This is a genomic window from Vibrio sp. 2132-1 (assembly GCF_033344315.1).
In genome coordinates this window covers 24,076-46,277 of sequence record NZ_JAWPON010000005.1, presented here as the reverse complement: position 1 = coordinate 46,277, position 22,202 = coordinate 24,076, and the positions used below count along the sequence as shown (strand labels likewise).

Genomic DNA, 22,202 nt, shown 5'->3' with positions numbered 1-22,202 from the left:
TGTTACCTCGTTATCTGCTGAAAATAGTAGCCCAGCGAATAAGAGAAAAATTGGATTTTTGCGACAACTTTCAGGCTGAGTAGCAATGTATCACGACTCAAAATCGCCATAGATATCGATGGTTAAGTCGCGCTTTTTCAAGTACTTGCTCGGCGTTTTTCTTAGCTGCTGTTTGAGGGTACGAATCAAATGCGATTGGTCACTGAAGCCAAATTGCTGTGAGAAGCTCGCCCAATCAATCGCCTCTTGTTGCTTGTAGAGGGTCAAAATCATCTGCTCCAGACGTGCCATTTGTTGATACTGCTTAACGCTCAACCCCACCACCTGCTTAAAACTGCGCTCAAGCGTTCTGCGAGAACAGGCGCACTGTTTGGCCACCTCATCAATATCCATCGCTAGCTCAGGTGAGCGTAAGGCTTGAGCGTCCATCACGGACACCGCTTTTTGTGACACCAAAAACGGTTTGGTACGGCAAGGGGCGATATCTAACGCATCTAAATGTCGCTTGATATAGCCCAGCAAACATTGCGGTGAATCTTGCAACTCTAGCTGCCATAACCCTTGTTGAAAGCGCACATCAAACGCCGTGTTGAGCCAATCAAACCATTCGCATTGGTTAATTGCAGCTACTTGGGGTGCATCACTAAACCGTGATTCAATGGCATACAAACCCTCTGGGCGAAAGGTGATGCCGATACGCTTGATAGGAGCCGTATCTTCCAACAACAGCAAGTGTTCGTTAGCCGTTAATAAGTGGCAGCCTTTGCCAGCAAGCTTTGTGTCTCCCGTATCGTAACTGTAGTCTTGCTCTGGTGGCGTAAAGAGTAAATGAGCACGCGGGTTTGGAATAAGGTGCGGCTTGGGGTCAATGACTTCACCCTCTGACACTTCCAAGTACCAAACTTGATGAATAAGCCATTCGTACTCTGACAGAGACTGTTTCCAAGCTATCATGATTGTCCTAGTGGTTAGTAAAGATAATGAGCGCAACGTATTTGCCTAAACATCTGCTCGTTGAGTGTGACTGATTGACGCTCATCTCGCCACGCATTTCTCACCCTGCTCCCTTGCAAGCTTGTTGGATTGCGGTAGGCTTTGAGCAGAGAAAACAAGCTGAACAGAACAAGGAAATCCCCCGATGCGCGTCGACTACCACCAACGACTGGTTCCTGTGATTCGTTATCTAGAACAACACTTTAATGAGCCACTCAACCTGCCAGAAGTGGCCGCGCTGGCGAACCTTTCCCCTTATCACTTTCATCGTACCTTCAAAGCCGTGCAAGGCGAAACACTGGCCGACTTCATTCGACGTTTACGTCTAGAAGCCGCCGCCGATGACTTATTCAAATCCAAGCAACCGGTATTGAACATTGCCCTAGAGTACGGATTTTCTAGCTCACAGAGCTTAGCCAAAGCCTTCAAACAACATTATGGCGTCACGCCGACAGCCTTTCGTGACTGCGAAAACTACCAGCAGTTTTCTGAATTAGCACGAAACAGCAAGATTGGACACACGTTGCGCAAGAATGGAAACGAAGTAACACCAAGCGATTCATATACTGGCTCTGAACTCACCAAATGGAGCACGACAATGGAAACGCAAAACTTTGAAAAAGCAAAACTGGCTTACATTCGCGTAAACGGCCCTTACGGCCAAGGCTATGAAGAGCCGTCAGGTCGCCTGTATCAATGGGCAGGAATGAAAGGTTTGGCAGGCAATACCTGCATCTTCATCTACCATGACAATCCTGAAATCACGCCAGACGAGAAGTGCCGTACTGACATCTGTCTCATGGTGCCAGAAGACACGGAAGTTCCGAAAGGCATTGAGCTGCAAGACTTCCCCGGCGGTCAATACGCGGTGATGCGCCAGCACATTACTGACTCGAGCCAATACTCAAAAGCGTGGGATGATGTCATGAGCAAAGTGATTGAATCCGGTATTGAGAACGACGACCGCCCTTGCTTTGAGCTTTACCACAGCTTCGACCCACAAACGCATCATGCAGACGTTAGCTTCTGCACTGCCATCAAATAAACCAAAAGCCTGCATCGTTGCAGGCTTTGTCATTTCTTACTCTGGTTGCTTAAATCCGTTCTTCCAAACACTGTTTATCTTTTAATCCAATTACTTAGAACACGAACAATTTACCTCAATATTTTCGTGATCCTACTTCGCGTTTTGACCACGCGCATTCATTCGCTCGGCTGAGTTGGGATTCATTTCACAGATTGTTCATGAAGCGAACCTAGACTGAAAAAATTCTATCGACCCCGTTCGACCTACAACGCTAGGCACAATAAAAACTAGGTACTACAGCACCTCTAGGACATTCCATGAATAAGAACTTACTTGCCATTGCTCTTGGTAGCGTGATTGCGCTGACTGCTGCCCCATACTCTATCGCGGCTAACGATGCTGCTATCCAATCTTCCGCCGATTACTCACAGATCGTCACTAAACGTCAGGTTGTCGACCAACTACTGAACGACGCAGTACAAGCATTCAAATCCCCTGCGCGTATCTCGCATGCAGGTTTTACCGCCAAAATGGCGAGCAACATGGAGATTGTTACCGACCGCTTATTAGAAGCGTACAAACTTGAGCCGTACCGTACTGACCTACTGATTTCTGCAGCAAACGCGCAGATCTACAACAAGAATGCAGACCGCGCGATTGAACTGTTTGAACAAGCCCTTTCTGTCGCACCAGACGATGTGGATTTGCACGCCTACTTAGCGGTATGGCAACGCTTTGAGGGCAACCAAGCAGAATCAGCGAAACACATGGCGACGCTCACTAAACTCAATGCAGGCAAAGCCGCAGACATCCAACGCATCTTCGACACCGTAGACCGCGTACTTGCAACGCCACTAAAAGAGAAAGCCGATAAAGGCAAACTGGATGACAAAGGCGCTATAGTCACGTTGGGATACGCGCTGAACCCAGATGGTTCGATGCATCAAATCTTGGTTGAGCGTCTGGAAACCACGCTAGCAATGGCGAAAGCAAACCCAGACGCGTTGATCGTATTAACGGGAGGCGTACCGAAGAACCACAAAACCGAAGGCAAGTTAATGGCGGATTGGCTGATTGAAAAAGGCATCAGCAAAGATCGCATCATTGAAGAAAACTACGCCACCAGCACGGTAGGTAACGCCCTATTCAGCAGCTACGCGTTGGCGCGTCATAACATCAAACACGCGACCATCATAAGCTCAGCGAGCCACGTGCGCCGTGGTCAAACCTTGTTTGAAATCGCAAGCTGGCAAACTGGCCCACAAGGCATCACTTTTGACACCGTAAGCTACCCAGACAAGCCACTGAAAGACTTAGCCAAAGCCAGCGATAGCGAGCTGCTTGGTATCTACCGCGATGCACTGCGTACTTACGGCATGTGGAGCTACCGCTCTTACCCGCTAGAGTCGCGTTAATACACTAGAGCCAGAAAGCAAAAGAGACCGCGTTAATGCGGTCTCTCATAGAATCATTTGAACATGATGCAGTGGTCAATCAATGCGTTTTGTAGGTTTTGTTTGTCACTCAGAATCACGAGAGCATAGATAGTATTTTTGTCACCAATTCGGTAAAGCAGTTTGAATCCATCAAAGCTAAACTGCCGGATGTCGTAAACACCGATTGTTGTCAGTTCATAACAAGGGAGATAGATAGACGGGTTATTCAAAACGTTGTGTTCAAACCTCTGCTGCACCGCAATTAATCTATCAATCACATCGTTGCGAGCGCTCCAGTTCGAAAAATAGTTAATACTCTGAACAGCCGTATTTTCAAAGGTTTGTGTATAGAGAACTTTTGCTTCCATGCTCGTATCAAACTCAATCTTTGAGTGCTGCTAACGTGCTCTTCATATCTTCTGATGACTTTACACGTTCATTCGAAACATCATTTTGAGCAAAGCTAACAAACTTCATTAAAGCAATGGCTTCATCGCGCTTCTGACGTTCTTCATAAGACTCAACGACATAAACAGGCTTACCATTTTGCGTAATCGTCATTGGTTCATCCAGTTCAAGCTTCGCAGCATTCTTTTTTAGATAACTTACCGTTTCAGTGCTCATCACATGACTCCTATCGGCAACCTCGCTGGTGTAACAACAAGCGAAACCAGCCGAGCTATACTGCAGGTTTGACCGAAATATTTGAATCAATAGAAAGTGCTAATCACATTCTATTTTTCGTGTAGATTTTGACCTAATCTTGCCAACTATACCTGTGCATTTCGAACAAACTAAATTAAGTTTAAATTTAGACTCCTACTTCAAATATAGAAAAAGCCTGCGTACTTGCAGGCTTTCTTGTCTTTGTGCAGTGGTTGAAACCGCTTAAATTGCTTCGCCGTTTACCGTTACTGCCACATCAATGTTGCCACGAACTGCGTTTGAATATGGGCAAACTTGGTGTGCAATGCGCGTTAGATCTAGCGCTTGTTCTTGTGGCATGTCTAGCTCTACCGCTAGGCTCACTGTTAGTGCAAAGCCACCGTTATCGTTCGGACCGATGCCCACTTCCGCTGTTACAGGTGCACTTTTCAGGTTTACTTTACCTTCACGTGCTACGTGCAAAATCGCGTTAGAGAAACATGCCGAATAGCCCGCTGCGAACAGCTGTTCTGGGTTAGTTGCTGCACCTGTGCCGCCCATTTCCTTCGGGTATGACAGCTCTAGATCGAGAAGACCGTCATCTGTTTTTACTTGACCATTACGACCAGCCAAAGCAGTAGCTTGAGTTTTGTATAGAGTAGTCATGCGAGTGTCCTTCTTAATTTAAGTTGCGCACAATTTAATTGCCTGCAATCTTATATCGAAGTAAAGATCGTTTGCAACTATATTGTGCACAATTTATTTTATAACTCTCTTTCTCTGTGAGCAGGTAGGCAACGCCAATGAGCCAGTGTTACACCGACAACACCATGACCGACGACGATAAACTCTTACTCGAAAACCAAGTTTGCTTCCCGCTCTACAGCGCAGCAAATGCAGTGATCCGAGCGTACCGCCCGTTGCTGGACGAGCTTGATCTGACTTATTCGCAGTACTTAGTGATGATGGTGCTGTGGGAAAAAGACGGTGCCAGCGTGAAAGAGTTGGGGTCACAACTGCATTTGGACTCAGGCACACTCACACCGCTACTTAAACGCTTAGAAGCAAAAGGCTATGTAGAGCGTGGTCGCAGTGAAACCGATGAGCGTGTTCGCGTACTCAACCTAACAGAACAAGGTCGTGATCTTAAGGAACAAGCCAAGTCAGTGCCAAACGCCATGATGTGTAAAATCACCTTAGAGCTAGATGAAATGATCATGCTGAAGAAGTTGTGTGGCAAAGTGCTCGACAATCTGAGCTAACAAGATAGAAGCATCCACTTCCCTATTTCCCATTAGAAAGAGCCTGCCGAGATGCAGGCTCTTTCGATCTTAGCTAGAAGATCTACTCAAAGTAATCATCGGTATTCTCTATTGCTAATCTGCGTTCATCTTCAATAAAACCTATCAAAGCAAACTCACTTACATCGGATTTCCCTATCAAGTGAAATAGGAAATGGCTATCAATAGGATAGTTACAAGCGATTTTCCTTAAACACACTCCGATGAGAATATACTTTCCGAAAGCAACAACAGCTCAGCTTAAAACATTCAAAGGAAAGTAAATTATGATTAATACTCAAATCAAACCATTTGCAGCTACAGCGTACAAAAACGGCGAATTCGTTGAAGTAACAGAACAAGACGTTCTAGGTAAATGGGCAGTATTCTTCTTCTACCCAGCAGACTTTACGTTTGTATGTCCAACAGAACTGGGCGACCTAGCAGACCACTACGAAGAGCTACAAAAACGTGGCGTAGAAGTTTATTCAGTATCAACTGACACACACTTCACTCACAAAGCATGGCACGACAGCTCAGACACAATCGGTAAGATTCAGTACTACATGCTTGGCGACCAAACAGGCAACATCACAAACAACTTCGGTGTGATGCGTGAAGGTCAAGGTCTTGCAGACCGTGCAACGTTCCTAATCGACCCAGAAGGTACTATCCAAGCAATGGAAATCACTGCTGAAGGTATCGGTCGTGACGCAGAAGACCTACTACGCAAAGTGAAAGCAGCTCAATACGTAGCAGCGCACCCAGGCGAAGTTTGCCCAGCTAAATGGAAAGAAGGTGAAGAGACACTAGCTCCATCACTAGACCTAGTTGGCAAAATCTAAGCCACTGAAATTTAAGTTCTAATCAGTTCCCGATTTCCTTTTTCTGATTAGAACTGAATTAGAGAGCACTTCAGGTTAGATACCTTGACGACCTTCTGCCTGATTTGCTCTCTCCCCCTCAGGTTTTATCTACAGTAACCACTTTTTAGTTTTAATTAAGGTAGTAACAACTATGTTAGACCAAGCGATCCAACAACAACTCAAACAATATCTGGCTAATGTAAAAGAAGAAGTTCGTTTAGTGGTTAGTCTAGATGAAAGCAAAGCATCGAATGACATTTTGTCTCTAGCGAACCAAATCGCAGAGATGAGCGACCTAATCACTGTTGAACGTGACGACAACGCAAGCGCACGTAAACCAGTGATGGCGGTAACTAACCCAGCTAAAGGCACAGCACTACGCTTTGCAGGCTTGCCAATGGGTCACGAATTTACCTCTCTAGTATTGGCACTGCTTCACTCTGGCGGTCACCCAATCAAACTAGAACCAGAAGTGATTGAGCAAATCGCAGCACTAGACAAAGATCTAGACGTAGAAATCTTCATTTCACTGTCGTGTCAAAACTGTCCGGACGTGGTTCAAGCGTTCAACATGATGGCGGCGATCAACCCGAAAGTAAAAGCAACCATGATCGACGGTGGCTTGTTCCAAGATGAAGTGAAACAACGCGACATCATGGCTGTACCAAGTGTATTCGTGAACGGTGAGCTATTCGGTCAAGGCCGTATGTCTCTGACTGAAATCCTAAACAAAGTGGATGACGGCGCGAGCGAGAAAGCGGCGAAAGCATTGAGCGAAAAAGACCCATACGACGTACTTGTTGTTGGCGGTGGCCCTGGTGGTAGCGCAGCTGCTCTATACGCCGCTCGTAAAGGTATTCGTACTGGCGTTGTTGCTAAGCGTTTTGGTGGTCAGGTTATGGACACCATGGCAATCGAGAACTTCATTTCGGTGAAACGCACTGAAGGTCCAAAACTAGCAACTGACCTAGCAGAACACCTAAAAGAATACGACGTAGACGTCGTGACTGAGCAACAAGCTGAGAAGCTAATGGGCGCAGCACATACAGAAGATGGTTTGATTCACATCCAACTTGAAAGCGGCGCAACGCTGAAGAGTAAGAGTGTCATCCTAAGCCCTGGTGCACGCTGGCGTGAAATGAACGTTCCGGGTGAGCAAGAGTACCGTAACAAAGGTGTCGCGTACTGCCCACACTGTGACGGTCCACTGTTCAAAGGCAAGAAAACTGCCGTTATCGGTGGTGGTAACTCAGGCATCGAAGCAGCTATCGACCTTGCTGGTATCGTAGAACACGTAACAGTTCTTGAATTCGCAGACGTACTTCGCGCAGACCAAGTGCTTATCGACAAAGCGAACTCACTACCAAACGTAGACATCATCACGATGGCGCAAACAACAGAAGTAGTAGGCGACGGTACTCGCGTAACAAGCTTGAAGTACAAAGACCGCAACACAGATGAGATCAAAGAGATTGAACTGTCAGGTATCTTTGTTCAAATCGGTCTAGTACCAAACACAGAATGGCTAAAAGATTCAGAAGTAGCGCTATCTGAGCGCGGCGAAATCGAAGTCGGTAGCCGTGGCGATACTAGCCTAGAAGGTGTGTTCGCAGCCGGTGACGCAACAACCGTTCCTTACAAACAGATCATCATTGCGATGGGTGAAGGTGCAAAAGCAAGCTTAGGCGCATTTGACTACCTAATCCGTAAGCAAGGTTAATCTCCAAATTTCTTGGACACAAAGCGCACGGTGCTGTGTTTTCTTCCCCGGAAAACCAATCGGGGCACCGTGACAGCGATGAGTAACAAGAAATAAAATCAAAAAACTAGAAGCCCAAAGACTTTGCCAGCAGGTACTAACTGCTGGCTTTTTTGTTTTTTTTTGGGGGGGGGGGAAACAAATTATTACTAGAAATAACAGAGTAAAATAAAGCTGCCGAAATACACTTAGGGTGAAACATTGCGGGCTTTAACTCGTTTCTACTGCTTCAAATATCAGACCTTTTAGCTGACAACGATGGTAAATTTCATACAAACCACCTAATTCATCATTGCAGTAAACACCGCTTCCGTTATTTTCAATCCTGAACAAGCCTCCGGATTTGATTGATTTACTACTCAACACTAATTTTTTAAACCGCTTTACACGACTTGGCTTACCATTAGCTCTTACATTTAACACAGTGCGATCCTTATCAATGGCATCGCAAGTTTTGAGTATGTTTATAGCATACCAACGCTCGCCAGCGACGCGTAATGGCAAAAACTCACAACTGGAATCAAGAGCTTCGTTTATTTGATTATATGCGGACTCAGAACAAGCAAACTCGCCTGCACGCCAGATTGCAAAATCAGGTTTTGTTGTAAGCATGTGGTTATCACTCACCCACTCCAAATCAATAATCATCCAAGCATCAGCGACACGCTCACCACATAACTCCCGCAAATCGCCATCCGAGTATTGTATAGAAATCTCTAGTTGAGTTTCTTGTAAAAAAGGGAAATTCTCAACATCATGATTTAGTTTAAAAACTTTCATCTTTTGCTTACTTAAATCAAACGGTTAACTGGGAAGTCCCCATCATGTAACATTTCTCCGACTTCACGCAAGGTATCAATGATACCAGTACGACCAAGTCCTTCTGCGATCGTATCTCGAAGGAGAGAGTCCACGTTGAGATAATAAACCATAGTATGTGTTTGGCTATGAGCTACTTTTGTTGGAATGCCATCATGAGGTATATGACACCTGAAACGAGGTAGCCAAACACCGTTCGCCTCATGGTCAATATCTATTCCCCATGCAGCTAAACGCAATCTCGAACGAGAGCAGGCCGCGCTTTTATCATCAAACCAAGGAACTATATGGTGAGCACAAGTATTGCTAGGCTTTGGTCCTCGATTTGCCGAAAGCATGTTTTTGGCTAAGTTTTGACTATGTCTCTTGTGATGTTCCCACCGTATATGTCTACTCAGCAGCAAATCATCCTTACTTATATTTCCTTTTCTAAACTTTACAGCGTCAATTACTCGTCCTGCATAGTGAATCGCAAAGGCTTGAGCCTGCTGTTTAGCCAAACTAGGGTTACCTGTCGAATTAAGCAAATCAATCTCTAACTCTTTAATCGACACACATTTTTCTTTCACACCACTCACAAACAAACCCTTTGCAATAAAATAAGTGTAAAAATAAACTATGAATCTAGTTGTTAAAATGCTTATTAGTAAGTCTACAAAAGCAGTCTAATATTCTTGAAAATGACAGTATTATATATTTCCATCTATAAACTAACTATTTTCAAACTGTCCGTTATACGCAACCTGTTGACTCCTACTCTAAAGCCATCCACATCCCGAACTCTAAGTTAAATACGGGGTCACCCTAAAAAATTTTAAAAAAGCCCTTTACCTCAACTTAACTTGAGGTTTTAGCATATTCATCGTTGGCTAGAAAATGACAAAAAGGAGCACATCATGATCCAACTAGAACATATTAACTTAGTCGTGAAAGATATCCCTGAAATGCTGAAGTTTTACCAAACTGCATTTCCACATTGGTACGTGCGTGATGAAGGTAAAGGCGAATGGAGTGGCAAACCAAGAAACTGGCTACATTTTGGCGACGAGTATCAATACATAGCCATGAGTGACCATGGCGAAGGAGAAAACCGCGAGTTGAGCGGGCACCAAGTTGGGCTAGCGCATTTTGCTTATGTGACCAACAACGTCGATGCAATCATCAAAAGACTAACCGATGCAGGTTATCCGATTGCCCAACCTGGTGCTGATGAACCATACCGCAAAAATGTGTATTTTGTTGACCCTGCCGGTTTTGAGATTGAATTTGTTGAATACCTGGCGGATGACCCAAAACTTCGTAACCTGACAAGCTAAAAGAGATGTAAATAATAAAACTCCAGCAGATAGTGACTGCTGGCGTTTTATTTTATCTATCAGGCTTCTTTATCGCATTAGCGCTGTTTGGCAAAAACCTGAGTCCAGTAATATCCGTAGCGTGCAGAGTGATTTTCGACAAGCGACGCGCCCATCTGATCAAAATCCGCACTCATGATATTAAGGCAGTGACCTTCACTCGATAACCAAGCATTAATGACGGCGTTAATGCTGCTTTGCCCTACGGCGACATTCTCACCAATGGCGCTCCAAGCATAACCCGTTGCGTTAACTCGATCTGACATTTTGCTGCCATCAGAGCCTGTGTGGCTCATGAAATCGCTGTTCGCCATATCGCTTGAATGTCGATAAGCGGCGCTTTCCAAATCGTAGCTCCAAGTCAGGGCCCCAACAGGTGGCATGGTGGTTGCACCACACTGTTGTGTAGTAGAGCGGGCGCTGTTGACCGCTGCAAGCATCTGCTCGGCAAATGTGCCTTGTGACGATGTGGAACCTGTGTTTTGTGAGCCGCTTTCTGCTGGGGCTGACGACTCCCCATCGCCGCCACATGCGCTGAGAAGTAGGACCAAAGCAGGCACTAAGATCTTAGTTGGCATTGTCTTTCCTTTATGAGTGACGAAGAGCAAGCTGCGCTTTTCGACAATAACGCCCAATAAACTAACAAAAACCAATAAAAGCACCATATAGCTTAGGGGTTTTTAACCAAAGACTCACATGAAGTTTTCAATCACCTTGGTTCGGTCGATAAATCGGCAACGTTTCAGCCCAAGTATGGAATGGCGTTTCATCCATATCCTGTATTGCTTGAGTGATAAAATCGATGAACACCCTAACTCGTGCAGGCACATATTCCCGGTTGGCATAGAGAAGATACACGCCATTTCCTGCTTGGCGCATGCTCGGAAATATCGGCACTAAACGCCCCGCTTTAAGCCAGTCTCTCGCGATAAAATGAGGAATCTGAGTTAATCCTAAGCCTTCTGCGCAAAGCTCTGCCATGGATTCACCGTCATTTACAATATAGTTTCTTTCGGGGTCATATTCACTCGCACCGTCTGGTTCTGGCATCCGAATCGGCAACAGTTTCCCCGTTTGTTTAAAACGAAAACGAACCCAAGAATGGTCATTGAATACATCCGGGCTACTCGGAACACCATGGCGCGCTAAGTAATCCTGACTGGCACAAATGATAAAATCGATAGGGCTGAGCTGACGCACAATCAATTGACTATCGTGAACGACACCAGAGCGAATCGACACATCAATACCTTGCTCAATAATATCAACGTAGGCGTCATCGTAATGAATATCGATAGTGATGTTAGGGTAGCGGCGGCAAAACTCTTTTAACAAAGGACGAATATAGAGGCGACCGTACGAGACAGGCACATTAATCTTAAGCTGCCCTGAAAGTGCATCATTGTGACTTTTTAATGAATCCTCACATGCCGCCAGCTCTTCCAGTACAAACCTAGCAGTATTTGCGTACCGACGACCAGCTTCTGTCAGGCGGCTCTGTCGCGTAGAACGTTGAAAAAGCTGTATACCCAAATCGCTTTCGAGACGATGTATGGCTTTGCTCACGGTCGAAGGGTCAGTGCCATACACTTTGGCAGCCGCAGCAAAACTACCGCCATCTAAAGTGGCAATAAAAAATCGTAGGGACCGTATCTTATCCATATAACCAATGAACTCTATTCATGAATTTTATTCACTTTAGTAAAGACCAAGTGGCTCTTCAATCACTAATTAGCCTAAATATAATGAACCTCAATAACTTGATGCTCTGTTAGCGAGGAAAAAACCATGGGTAAAAACGGATTGAAGAATGCACTACAACTATTGATAGCAACACTAGTCCTATTCTTTGGGGTGCTTCAAACAGCACATGCCGAAGATAAACGAATTGGTATTCTAGTTTACGATGGCGTACTGACCTCTGATGTTACTGCGCCTTTAGAGGTTTTTGGCGTCGCAAGTCGTCTCACTTGGTTTAGCGATTATGACGTGCTCACCATTTCCGTCTCCGATCAGAAAACCATCACCACTGAAGAAGGATTAAAAATTGGTGTGGATGCTTGGATTGGTGATCTGCCGGAACTCGACGTACTGGTTTTAACATCCAGCTATGACATGGATGCACTAATCGAAAATAAAGATCTCATTCACTTTATTAAAACTACCTCAAAGGCGGCAGATTGGATGGCAAGTAATTGCTCTGGCGCGTATTTGTTAGCCGAAGCTGGCCTTTTAAACGGCAAAAAAGCAACAACTTGGGCCGGAGGTGAAAACGGCTTTCAAAGAGATTACCCAGCAGTCAAAGTACAAGTCGACCAGAATTTTGTCATTGATGATGGCGTTATCACTTCGAACGGTAGCCTAGTTAGCTATCAAGCTGCTCTTAAGCTACTTCACCTTATGACTTCAGAGTCTAAAGCTCAGGAAGTCGCAGATGCCATCCAGTACTCACGTTTTTCCAACCAACCATTTTAAGCGTGTAAGAAAGTAATCAGAGCCACCCTTCGATATTTCGAAGGTTAACTCTTCGAATTTATCTTCCTAATCGAACAACCCTTTTTATCACTGTAAAAGCGATAAAAGGGTTGTCGTTCATCTGGCAGACACAACGTGCTCTCCAAACTTTTTATCTTAATGCTATGGAAAAACGTAAACGTTACGAAGCACTGACGAAAGAGCGATACCAAGAGATCTACCGTCTCGCGTATTGGTTATGCAAAGATCACCACCTTGCTCAAGATTTAGCGCAAGAAACCTTTCTGAAAGCGTGGCGATTCTTTGATAAATTAAATGACCCCAACGCCGCGAAGTCTTGGCTCATTACTATTTTGCGTCGTGAGAATGCTCGGCGCTTTGATAGAAAACAGTACGATTTTGTCGACATTGATGAGTGTGCAATACAGACAAAAACCTACCCTGGCAGTGACTACGACATGGCCCAAGATTGGCTTCAAAAACAAATGATGATTCTCGAACCCAAATACCGAGAACCGTTGCTCTTGAGCTTAGTGGCTGGGTTGAATCATGATGAAATTGCCCAAGCCTTGAGGCTCAACCACAACACAGTGGCGACTCGATTATTCAGAGCGCGTAATCAGATCATCGCACAGAAGGAAAGTCATTAAGACACAAAAAGTAGTCAACCATGTAAACTAACTGGCTATGCTCCGGTCTAGTTCATAAGTCGTTACACAACTCGACGCTTTAACGCTTTACATCAAGCGCGACTAGATGAACACTTCTTGTCAAAGTACAATAACAGCCGACATAGAGTAGAGTCAGTAAAACATTATGAGTAACACGACGGCGAAAAAGCCGAATCCCTTATTTGAAATCCTTTTCAACGTATTTATCCCTTCCTTCATTTTGATGAAGTTTAGTGGCGATGAGCATCTAGGGACAGCAATGGCGCTGGTTGTCGCTTTGCTATTTCCTATCATTTATGGCGGTATGGACCTTGTCCGTAACAAGAAATTTAACTTTATTTCTGCTCTGGGCTTTATCAGTGTTCTACTAACTGGTGGCATCGGCTTGTTAGAGCTTGATACACGCTGGTTAGCACTAAAAGAAGCCCTGATTCCTGGCCTGATCGGTTTAGCGGTTTTGGGTTCAACGTTTACCCGCTACCCACTGATGCAGAAGTTAGTACTGAATGACACAGTGTTGAATCTCGCGTTGATTAACCAACGTTTAAAAGAAAATGGTAAAACCGATGCGTTCGAACGTTGCCTTATGTCTTCTAACTACCTGTTTGCAAGTACTTTTGCGTTCTCATCTGCAATGAACTACTTCCTTGCGACTTGGATTGTGACTAGCCCTTCTGGTACTGCTGCCTTTAACGAAGAGTTAGGGAAAATGACGCTGTACAGTTACCCAATGATTGCCATCCCAAGTATGTTGATGATGTTCGGTATTTTTTATTACATTTGGCGTCAAGTACGTGCGATGACATCGCTCGAAACAGAGCAAATCTTCCATCTAAAATAGCCCAATCATTACAAGTAAACCCATAAAAAAGGGAGGATTTTATCCTCCCTTTTCTCAACAGGCTCACTGTAATTCACAGCGTCAAAATGATTTTTCCTGACACTGCTGACGAGCGTCGCTCAACCATTTCAATCGCTGTTTGAAAGTCCTCTAACGGCAGATAATATGCAACGTTTAACTTTATGTCGCTGCTAATAAAATGTTCTAACATTTCAGCGAACACCGTCTTTCTCCCGCCTTTACCTACCGATTCTTCCCAATACCGCAAAAAGAATGTACTAAAGTCGATGTTGTTGGCCTTCATCGATTCAAAAAACTCAGGCGTATAAGGCGTTAACGACAATGTTCCGTAGTTGATGTATTGGCCGTTTTCTTTCAAGGTACGAATAAGATCCGTGCCAGCCTCACCACCTATCGCGTCCAGAGCGACCGTTGGTTGTGGCAGTTGGCGCGTTTGCAGCTGCGCTTGTAAGTCTTTCTTCGCGTCCAACACTGGAATGGTATCGTACGGATACTCGTCTCGCTTTGAGGTCACAGCAATCAGTGCAAAACCCAGTGAATGGGCGAGCTGGGCAAATATCTTACCGATCGCTGACCCTGCCGCATTGATGATCACCACATCACTTTTGTTCAACTTAGCCACTTTAGTAGTGATCACCCACGCGGTTAGCGCGTTGATGTACAACTGGCAGGCATAGCCGTTATCCAAACTTTCAGGTAGCGGAAAAAGATTCTCGGGCGAGGCATCTATGTAGTATTGCCAAGTACCACTCATCGCCACCAACACCTTTTGCCCAACTTGAAGGTCAGTTTGACCAACTGCACTGACTTCCACCACACGCCCAACCGCTTCAAACCCCGGCACGCGAGGTGGTACGTGAACGCGGCGGTATTGCCCAACACCATGAATGGAAAGCAAGTCACTTGGGTTAATGTTTGTAGCTTCTAGTCTCACCCGAACCTTGCCCTGAGCAAGCGGATTGAGGGGCTCTTTTTCCAACGACAGCGATGTTTTGGGTTGACCAAAACAGAATTGATTCACTCGAGTATTTATCGTTGGTGCCATTGTTATTCATACCATGTAATTGAAATTCAAAAAGAAAGTTTCGTAACTTCTACTCAAAAACATTAAGTGAAGTCGAAGCTCTGTATTTCTACCTGCGCGATACGCCGTTCACTCTAAACTGTTGTGGCGTCATATCAAAATAGGCTTTAAATGCTTTGATGTAGGATGAGTCGTTTTGATAACCCACTAGGTCTGCAATGGCTTGGATTGACAACGATTCATCTAACAAAGAAAGCGAGTAAATTAGCCGAATTTGTTGCCGCCAAAGCAGAAATGAAGTGTTGAATTCCTTGGCGAACAACCGTGATAAAGTACGCTCCGATGCCCCAATTTTCTCCCCCCACTCTTTTAGCGAACAGCTCAACGCTGGCTCGTCAGTCAGTCGCTCGAAAATCAGTTTTAGTCGTCTGTCTTGTGGCAGCAATAACTGAAATGTCTGCACGTTGCGTTTCAAAATTTGATCATGCAGTACCGCCAGCAAATGCAACACTTCTTCGTGGCTTGTCTCACCTTCACACTGTCTGCGGATCTCTTGTAAAAGCTCATTTAAAAACGACGTTAAAGCAATGGTTCTCACTTGTGGCTCGTACGTTGCGCCAAACTCAGGGTTGAGGTAAATACCAACAAATATCGTGTTGCTTAGAGCAATCGACTCGTGTTGAACACCCGCAGGAACAAATAACGCAGAGGTGTGCGGAACCAAATGCTGATAATGCTCCGTTTGTGTTTGCAATAACCCTTTGATAGGAAAGATGATTTGATGCCAAGTGTGTTGATGCAGCGCATCAATGTAACCTTTTGGCATGTCGATGGTTTTCACTAAAACAGGAGAATGGGAATTCGCGGCCATCATCTCATTGGAGGTGACGACGCCTGACTTCGAATCAATTTGGCGAGTTAGCATTGTTAGTTGTCTTTTCATCCCTATACCGACACAAGTTTACTAGGCTATCATGCTCCGCATCGCGAATGAAGGTAAACACTTTATCTCTCATTCAAATAATAAGGAGGTTATATGAAGAAAATCGGCGTCGTAAAAGCTGTGCTAGCAGGGAAAACCGTCCCTTATGCTCATGGAGCGCAAAGCGCAATCAACAAACAAGTGCAGCCTGAGCGCCAGCATGCAACAGAGCTCGGTTTTATCAGTGATGAGCAAGGTGATCCGCGCTTTCATGGTGGCATTCAAAAAGCGCTTCATATTTACCCAAGCGAGCACTACCCAATCTGGCAACAAGAATTAGGCGAAAGAACCATTTTCCAATCCGCCGGCGGCTTTGGCGAAAACATCAGCTCCGAAGGCGTAACCGAATCCACGATTTGCTTGAAAGATAAAATTCGCATCGGCTCAACACTACTGGAAGTGTCGCAAGGTCGCATGCCTTGTTGGAAACTTAACGTACGCTTTGACCAACACGATATGGCGAGAAGACTGCAAGATACGCTTCGAACAGGCTGGTATTTCCGAGTGTTGGAAGAAGGCGATATCGGTGCAGGTGACGAGATTATTCTGTGCGAAAGACCTTATCCAGAATGGCCACTGGCTCGCATCATGGGCGCGGTTTTCACTGGCTGTTTAGATAGAAAAGAACTCACTAAGCTGTCTGAGCTGCCGTTAGTCGAGTCTTGGGGCAAGCTGGTCGAGCGCCGTCTAGAAACTGGTGAAGTCGAAGATTGGGAAATGCGCTTGATTGGCCCAACTGCCGTTAATACTCAAAAGTAAAATTTGTAAGCCACGCTCTGAACCGACTATGCCGTCAAGAGCGTGTTTTTTGTTTTACTTCGCACTCGGGGCTGGGCGTTTCGACTTACCTTGAAACTGCTTAATGCTCTTCTTAGCATGAGTTCGACGGTTGGCTTTTTTATCACGTGGCGCGCGTTTGCTCTCGCCAGTTGATGGCTTATCCGTTACTGGAAAACCTGCCATATCTTGCACTGGTAATGCACGTTGAGTCAGGTGACGAATCGCGCTTAGTGCGTCCATTTCACCATGACAAACCAATGACACCGCCACACCTTGTTCGCCTGCGCGAGCGGTGCGTCCTACCCGGTGAACATAGGTTTCTGCATGCATTGGCAGTTCAAAGTTGATCACTACAGGCAATTGCTCAATGTGAATGCCGCGCGCTAGTAGATCGGTGGCAATCAACACCTGAATTTGCCCAGATTTAAACTGCGCCAGTGCTTCTTCTCGCTCATCTTGACTCTTATTGCCATGCAGCGCATTGGTTGAGATGCCCGCTTTATTCAGCTTCTTCGCTAAGCCATCGGCGTTCTCTTTCGCACCAATAAAGACTAATGCCTGAGTCCACGCGTTTTTTTGAATCAGTTCAATCAATGCCTTGGTTTTACTGCCTTTGTTAACGAGGTACAGCGTTTCAGCAATATCTTGGTTGGTGCTGTTTTCTTGATGCGCTGCAACTTGCTTTGGTGCCGGCATAAGCAGCTTCGCTTTACCCTTCAACTCATCTGAAAACGTTGCCGAGAACATCGCGGTTTGACGCTGGTTTGAAATAAGCCCCGCAATATTTTGTACGTCAGGCCAAAAGCCCATATCCAACAGACGATCCGCTTCATCCAACACTAGGTAATGGATATTGCTTAAGTCTAAACCGTTGTTTGCCAGATCAACCAAACGACCTGTCGTCGCGACAAGGATATGAGGATTTGTCGCTAGCGCCTGCTGTTGTTGCTCTTTATCAACGCCGCCACACAAACACACTGTGTTGAGGTCAAGAGCTTGACCAACTTGGTTAATTGCTTCACTCACTTGCATTGCCAGCTCACGCGTTGGCACAAGAATCAGCGCTTTTTGCTCTGGATTGACACTCAGCTTTTCCAACAAAGGCAAACCATAAGCAAGGGTTTTGCCGCTGCCTGTATTTGCCAAAGCCAATAGATCTTGACCAGCCAACAGCTCAGGAATGGCCAACGCTTGAATATCGGTCGGTCTCTTGAAGTCTTTTGGCAGTGCGTGAATCAGCTCAGAACTCAATGAGAGAGTAGAAAATGGCATTAACGAAAACCTTGTACTTTGGGTTGAAGAAGCAATAAAAATAATGAAGATGCGGTAAAACGCAGGCGCGGACTTTACCACAATCTGCTAGGTGAACCATCCTATTTTAGGCGCTTAAACCAAGCGGCGCCTATGCAAATCGTCAGAAAACTAAAAAGCGCAAAAAAGCCGTTAGTCTGTACTGCCACAGAGCTAACGGCTAAAAACCCTTGAAGAGAACGCTTCGTCAGCCTTTCACTGCGGCTGAAAAGAAATGTGCAGTTTATTAAAGCACAGCTTTACGATTCGGTAAGAACACCTCACCCAACATACAACGAACCGAGCCACCACCAATAGATTCTATGGTAGAAACGTCGAATGGCAGCAATTTACCGTGCGTTGCCAATTGCTTTCTTTGTGCAGGTGAGAATGCATCGTACGCCGATTGCGACATCGCAATCACCTTGTCGCCGTTGATCGTTTCCAGTTGCAGAATGTTACCGCAGAACTGGTTCATCTGATCAAGCGAAATTGAGATGACTTGCTTGTCTTTGGCGAGTGACTTCATTACAAAACGACGCTCAAATTCTGGGATCACTTCGTCACAAATCACGCAAAACTGTTCGCCAACCGCCATCATCACATTGGTGTGATAAATCGGCGCACCAGACGGCAAACGAGTTTGGAAAGAAATCACTCGTTCATAGCCAATACGATCGGCGTAATCTTCTAAAACCAGACGATCACAACGTTGTGAGAGTGCGGCGTAGACCGTTTTATTTAGGTGGTCAAACACCATCACACCCGTGCTTTCTAAATACGCTTGCTCGTCAAGATATTCAGTTAGACTGCTGCGTCGATGAACTTCTCGCCCTGCTTGCGCTAGTGCTGCTACAAGCGCATCGGGACGTACTTCTTTTTGACGGTTTTCACAGGCCATTGGAAAGGTGTACAACGTGCCATCTGGCGTAGTGCTAAACCAATTGTTTGGAAATACCGCGTCTGGCGTCGCAACATCTGAAGTTGGATAATCAAACTCAACAACTTGAACGCCCTCTTGACGCAGCGTTGCAACCATACTCGCGAACTCGGCCATTACTCGACGTGAGACTTCTTCTTGGCTGAGTGACACTTTATGTTGGAACTCATTATCTTGTGCGGTTTCTTCATTAAAACGAAACTCTTTCGGTGGCACCATCACTACGCAGTTTGCGGTTTGGCGCTGAGCACTTTGCGTGCTTTCTTCTTTCCCATTAGCAAATTGGGTCACTGATTCGTGTAATAGCATCCAATACATTCCTTATCACTAGAATGAGGAGATTGTAAATTTATTGTTAACTTCAGTTTTGCTGTTTTGACAATTAATTTAATTGCCCAAAAGTAATTTTTGCTGCATTAAGTTCATTTTTCCCTAAATTTTATTGTCACTTTGCAGGTTTAAGCTTTTATTGCACCGTGATGAACATGATAAGAATTCATCATAAGAATCAGAACCATAGACAACCACACCCATAACCAACTAGTTACATTTAAAACACAATCGGTTAGACTATTTTTTCGCCCCTCTCGTCAATCCGTCTGCTTTCTCGAGAGCAGCCAAAAACCCTTATACACGCGGCTTCGTCCAAAGCTGCGTGAATCGATGGATTTAGCCACCCCAAATGGCACTGTTTTAACTTTAGGATGAGTTATGTTTAAACGATTTGAAGGCTTTACAGAGCCGTTCCCCAAATCTACACCGGATCAGCCTCCTTCAGGGATGTTCGCTTTTCTGCGTTATTACACTCGTGGTTATGAAAAGCCTTTGATCATCATGTCTTTGATGGCCACAATTGTGGCTGTTGTTGAGGTAATGTTGTTTGGCGCCATGGGACAATTGGTTGATTGGTTGTCTACCAGCAATCCAGAAACGTTCTTACAAGACAACAAATCGGATTTGATTTTCTACGGAGCCTTATTGCTGGTTGTCATGCCTATATTGGTGATCTTGTATTCGTTGCTCGTTCACCAAACATTATTGGGCAACTACCCAATGTCTATCCGCTGGCTTGCACACCGGTATTTGCTCAATCAAAGCTTAAACTTCTATCAAGATGATTTTGCAGGCCGAGTTGCAACTAAAGTCATGCAAACCTCATTAGCTGTGCGCGAAACCGTGATGAAAGCTATGGATGTATTTGTTTATGTTACGGTTTACTTCACCAGTATGATCATTATGTTAGCGACGGCAGACTGGCGTTTGATGATCCCAATGATCGTCTGGCTGCTCGCTTACATCGCTATCCAAATCTATTTTGTCCCTAAGCTCAAAGACGTCGCTTCAGCGCAGGCCGATGCACGTTCGACAATGACAGGGCGCATCGTCGACAGTTATACCAATATTCAAACCGTCAAACTGTTTTCTCATAGCCAGCGCGAAACCCAATATGCCGAGCAAGGCATGAAAGGATTTTTAAATACGGTCTATCGTCAAATGCGCCTAGTGACCGGCTTCGACGTCGCTGTAGAGATCTCAAACTATATTTTGGTATTTTCCGTTGCTGCTTTATCGATTTACCTGTGGTTGGATAGTGCCATTAGCGTTGGCGCGATTGCGATTGCTGTTAGTCTTGCATTGCGCGTAAACGGTATGTCGATGTGGATAATGTGGGAAGTTGGCGCCCTCTTTGAAAACATGGGAACCGTTGTCGATGGAATGAAAACGCTCTCTAAGCCTATTGATATTAAAGATAAACCAGGTGCAAAAGACTTGGTTGTCACTGAAGGAGGCATTCACTTTGATAACGTCAGCTTCCATTACGGTGAGAACAAAGGCGTAATTAGCCATCTCGATCTCAACATCAAACCAGGAGAGAAAGTCGGCTTGGTTGGGCGCTCCGGCGCCGGAAAATCGACTTTGGTGAACTTGTTACTTCGTTTCCACGATGTCGAAGACGGCAGCATTAAGATCGATGGACAGAACATCTCAGAAGTTACACAAGACTCTTTGCGTTCAAAGATCGGTATGGTGACCCAAGATACTTCTCTGCTACACCGCTCGATTCGAGACAATATTTTGTATGGCAACCCAGATGCGACAGAAGAAGATTTGCTGAAAGCCACTAAGCAAGCGCATGCCCATGAGTTTATTGAAACTCTGACCGACCCATTTGGTAATGTCGGATACGATGCGCAAGTTGGTGAACGTGGTGTGAAACTGTCTGGCGGCCAGCGTCAGCGTATCGCGATTTCTCGTGTGCTACTCAAAGATGCACCATTGCTGGTACTGGATGAAGCGACATCGGCTCTGGATTCAGAAGTCGAAGCAGCCATTCAGGAAAGCTTGAATGAGTTAATGCAAGGAAAAACCGTTATTGCGATTGCGCACCGATTGTCGACCATCGCACAAATGGATCGCCTCATCGTGCTAGATAAAGGCAGTATTGTTGAACAAGGTTCTCACCAAGAGCTCATCGCGAACAACGGTATTTATGCCCAGCTTTGGGCCCATCAAACTGGCGGATTTATCGCTGAAGAGTTAGAAAATCAACACGTTTCTTAATTAGCGAGAAACCCAATAAAAACGGCGCATGAAGCGCCGTTTTTCATTTTTATTGATAACCCTATACTCATATAGCCATTATAGTTTCTCATATATGAAACATTCTCCATGATAAAGCTCACATTTTTTCTGCTAATATACCGCCTCGTTGCGTATCCATTGCAATGAACACAATACAGAGTTTTGAGCTGTCTTCATTTGTCATTTCACTTTTTGAGAAGCAGCTATACTCAATAGGTGGCTTAGTTATTAGATTAACAATAAGGTAATTAGCTTATGTGTAAATGTGGTTCAATGCAGATCGTACAACTCAAACCAAGTTGGGCTGACAAGCTATTCGGCTACTCAGAAAGATGGAAATGCCAACTTTGTTGTAAGATCTACCGCATCTAAAATTAAAAATAGAATCTTAGTTTTTCTAAGAAAAAGCAGTGGC

The 22,202-nt window shown here is 45.0% G+C and carries 23 protein-coding genes; 11 read left to right on the top strand and 12 right to left on the bottom strand.

The window, feature by feature from the left end:
- Positions 1-90: 90 nt before the first annotated feature.
- Complete coding sequence (locus R8N47_RS06640) at positions 91-954, bottom strand: helix-turn-helix domain-containing protein (RefSeq protein ID WP_064355005.1); 864 nt, start codon at positions 952-954, stop codon at positions 91-93.
- Positions 955-1,138: 184 nt separating this feature from the next.
- Between R8N47_RS06640 and R8N47_RS06635 the strand changes: the two genes are divergently transcribed.
- The gene (locus tag R8N47_RS06635; RefSeq protein WP_064355006.1) at positions 1,139-2,038 is read left to right on the top strand and encodes an AraC family transcriptional regulator; all 900 of its coding nucleotides are present in this window, start codon (positions 1,139-1,141) and stop codon (positions 2,036-2,038) included.
- Positions 2,039-2,337: 299 nt separating this feature from the next.
- A complete protein-coding gene (locus tag R8N47_RS06630; protein WP_064355007.1) occupies positions 2,338-3,435 on the top strand; it encodes a YdcF family protein in 1,098 nt (365 codons plus the stop codon).
- 53 nt (positions 3,436-3,488) lie between these two features.
- On the opposite strand, the gene R8N47_RS06625 is transcribed toward R8N47_RS06630, so the two are convergent.
- The 3 genes from R8N47_RS06625 to R8N47_RS06615 all read right to left on the bottom strand — a co-directional run bounded on the left by R8N47_RS06625 (position 3,489) and on the right by R8N47_RS06615 (position 4,767).
- Positions 3,489-3,824 (bottom strand): hypothetical protein, encoded by a 336-nt coding sequence (locus R8N47_RS06625; RefSeq protein WP_064355008.1) that lies wholly within the window; start codon positions 3,822-3,824, stop codon positions 3,489-3,491.
- A gap of 13 nt (positions 3,825-3,837) precedes the next feature.
- Positions 3,838-4,080, bottom strand: a complete 243-nt coding sequence (locus R8N47_RS06620; protein ID WP_064355009.1) for a type II toxin-antitoxin system Phd/YefM family antitoxin — start codon at positions 4,078-4,080, stop codon at positions 3,838-3,840.
- Positions 4,081-4,344: 264 nt separating this feature from the next.
- Complete coding sequence (locus R8N47_RS06615; RefSeq protein ID WP_045484294.1) at positions 4,345-4,767, bottom strand: organic hydroperoxide resistance protein; 423 nt, start codon at positions 4,765-4,767, stop codon at positions 4,345-4,347.
- 137 nt (positions 4,768-4,904) lie between these two features.
- Between R8N47_RS06615 and R8N47_RS06610 the strand changes: the two genes are divergently transcribed.
- The 3 genes from R8N47_RS06610 to ahpF all read left to right on the top strand — a co-directional run bounded on the left by R8N47_RS06610 (position 4,905) and on the right by ahpF (position 7,967).
- A complete protein-coding gene (locus R8N47_RS06610; protein ID WP_005383518.1) occupies positions 4,905-5,363 on the top strand; it encodes a MarR family winged helix-turn-helix transcriptional regulator in 459 nt (152 codons plus the stop codon).
- Positions 5,364-5,668: 305 nt separating this feature from the next.
- Complete coding sequence (ahpC, locus tag R8N47_RS06605) at positions 5,669-6,226, top strand: alkyl hydroperoxide reductase subunit C (RefSeq protein WP_005374632.1); 558 nt, start codon at positions 5,669-5,671, stop codon at positions 6,224-6,226.
- 172 nt (positions 6,227-6,398) lie between these two features.
- Positions 6,399-7,967 (top strand): alkyl hydroperoxide reductase subunit F, encoded by a 1,569-nt coding sequence (gene ahpF, locus R8N47_RS06600; RefSeq protein WP_005374617.1) that lies wholly within the window; start codon positions 6,399-6,401, stop codon positions 7,965-7,967.
- A 249-nt stretch (positions 7,968-8,216) separates the two neighbouring features.
- Here the strand turns inward: ahpF and R8N47_RS06595 are convergent, their stop codons facing one another.
- On the bottom strand, positions 8,217-8,786 hold the full coding sequence (locus R8N47_RS06595; protein ID WP_064355010.1) for an imm11 family protein: 570 nt from the start codon (positions 8,784-8,786) through the stop codon (positions 8,217-8,219).
- A gap of 11 nt (positions 8,787-8,797) precedes the next feature.
- On the bottom strand, positions 8,798-9,403 hold the full coding sequence (locus tag R8N47_RS06590; RefSeq protein WP_198039125.1) for an AHH domain-containing protein: 606 nt from the start codon (positions 9,401-9,403) through the stop codon (positions 8,798-8,800).
- Between the two features lie 318 nt (positions 9,404-9,721).
- On the opposite strand from R8N47_RS06590, the gene R8N47_RS06585 reads away from it, so the two are divergent.
- Positions 9,722-10,141, top strand: a complete 420-nt coding sequence (locus R8N47_RS06585; RefSeq protein WP_005374615.1) for a VOC family protein — start codon at positions 9,722-9,724, stop codon at positions 10,139-10,141.
- 77 nt (positions 10,142-10,218) lie between these two features.
- On the opposite strand, the gene R8N47_RS06580 is transcribed toward R8N47_RS06585, so the two are convergent.
- Both R8N47_RS06580 and R8N47_RS06575 read right to left on the bottom strand, forming a co-directional pair.
- Positions 10,219-10,758, bottom strand: a complete 540-nt coding sequence (locus tag R8N47_RS06580; RefSeq protein ID WP_064355011.1) for a CAP domain-containing protein — start codon at positions 10,756-10,758, stop codon at positions 10,219-10,221.
- Between the two features lie 127 nt (positions 10,759-10,885).
- The gene (locus tag R8N47_RS06575; RefSeq protein ID WP_064355012.1) at positions 10,886-11,842 is read right to left on the bottom strand and encodes a LysR family transcriptional regulator; all 957 of its coding nucleotides are present in this window, start codon (positions 11,840-11,842) and stop codon (positions 10,886-10,888) included.
- Between the two features lie 126 nt (positions 11,843-11,968).
- On the opposite strand from R8N47_RS06575, the gene R8N47_RS06570 reads away from it, so the two are divergent.
- The 3 genes from R8N47_RS06570 to R8N47_RS06560 all read left to right on the top strand — a co-directional run bounded on the left by R8N47_RS06570 (position 11,969) and on the right by R8N47_RS06560 (position 14,167).
- The gene (locus R8N47_RS06570) at positions 11,969-12,655 is read left to right on the top strand and encodes a DJ-1/PfpI family protein (RefSeq protein ID WP_064355013.1); all 687 of its coding nucleotides are present in this window, start codon (positions 11,969-11,971) and stop codon (positions 12,653-12,655) included.
- 119 nt (positions 12,656-12,774) lie between these two features.
- Entirely contained in the window at positions 12,775-13,305 is a 531-nt protein-coding gene (locus R8N47_RS06565; RefSeq protein ID WP_254901941.1) for a sigma-70 family RNA polymerase sigma factor, read from the top strand.
- A 166-nt stretch (positions 13,306-13,471) separates the two neighbouring features.
- Positions 13,472-14,167, top strand: a complete 696-nt coding sequence (locus tag R8N47_RS06560; RefSeq protein WP_005383527.1) for a VC0807 family protein — start codon at positions 13,472-13,474, stop codon at positions 14,165-14,167.
- A 73-nt stretch (positions 14,168-14,240) separates the two neighbouring features.
- Here R8N47_RS06560 and R8N47_RS06555 read toward each other — a convergent pair whose 3' ends face one another.
- Both R8N47_RS06555 and R8N47_RS06550 read right to left on the bottom strand, forming a co-directional pair.
- Positions 14,241-15,233, bottom strand: a complete 993-nt coding sequence (locus tag R8N47_RS06555; protein ID WP_064355014.1) for a zinc-dependent alcohol dehydrogenase family protein — start codon at positions 15,231-15,233, stop codon at positions 14,241-14,243.
- 88 nt (positions 15,234-15,321) lie between these two features.
- Positions 15,322-16,137 carry an AraC family transcriptional regulator gene (locus R8N47_RS06550; RefSeq protein ID WP_064355015.1) on the bottom strand — a complete coding sequence of 272 codons (816 nt, stop codon included), beginning with the start codon at positions 16,135-16,137 and terminating at the stop codon, positions 15,322-15,324.
- A 111-nt stretch (positions 16,138-16,248) separates the two neighbouring features.
- On the opposite strand from R8N47_RS06550, the gene R8N47_RS06545 reads away from it, so the two are divergent.
- Positions 16,249-16,953, top strand: coding sequence for an MOSC domain-containing protein (locus R8N47_RS06545; RefSeq protein ID WP_064355016.1), 705 nt, complete (start codon positions 16,249-16,251; stop codon positions 16,951-16,953).
- Positions 16,954-17,007: 54 nt separating this feature from the next.
- Here R8N47_RS06545 and R8N47_RS06540 read toward each other — a convergent pair whose 3' ends face one another.
- Both R8N47_RS06540 and R8N47_RS06535 read right to left on the bottom strand, forming a co-directional pair.
- Positions 17,008-18,246, bottom strand: a complete 1,239-nt coding sequence (locus R8N47_RS06540; protein WP_064355017.1) for a DEAD/DEAH box helicase — start codon at positions 18,244-18,246, stop codon at positions 17,008-17,010.
- Between the two features lie 265 nt (positions 18,247-18,511).
- Positions 18,512-19,513 carry an arginine deiminase-related protein gene (locus R8N47_RS06535; RefSeq protein WP_033906610.1) on the bottom strand — a complete coding sequence of 334 codons (1,002 nt, stop codon included), beginning with the start codon at positions 19,511-19,513 and terminating at the stop codon, positions 18,512-18,514.
- A 402-nt stretch (positions 19,514-19,915) separates the two neighbouring features.
- Here R8N47_RS06535 and R8N47_RS06530 point away from each other — a divergent pair, with 402 nt between their 5' ends.
- Positions 19,916-21,766 carry an ABC transporter ATP-binding protein gene (locus tag R8N47_RS06530; protein WP_064355018.1) on the top strand — a complete coding sequence of 617 codons (1,851 nt, stop codon included), beginning with the start codon at positions 19,916-19,918 and terminating at the stop codon, positions 21,764-21,766.
- Positions 21,767-22,202: the final 436 nt, after the last annotated feature.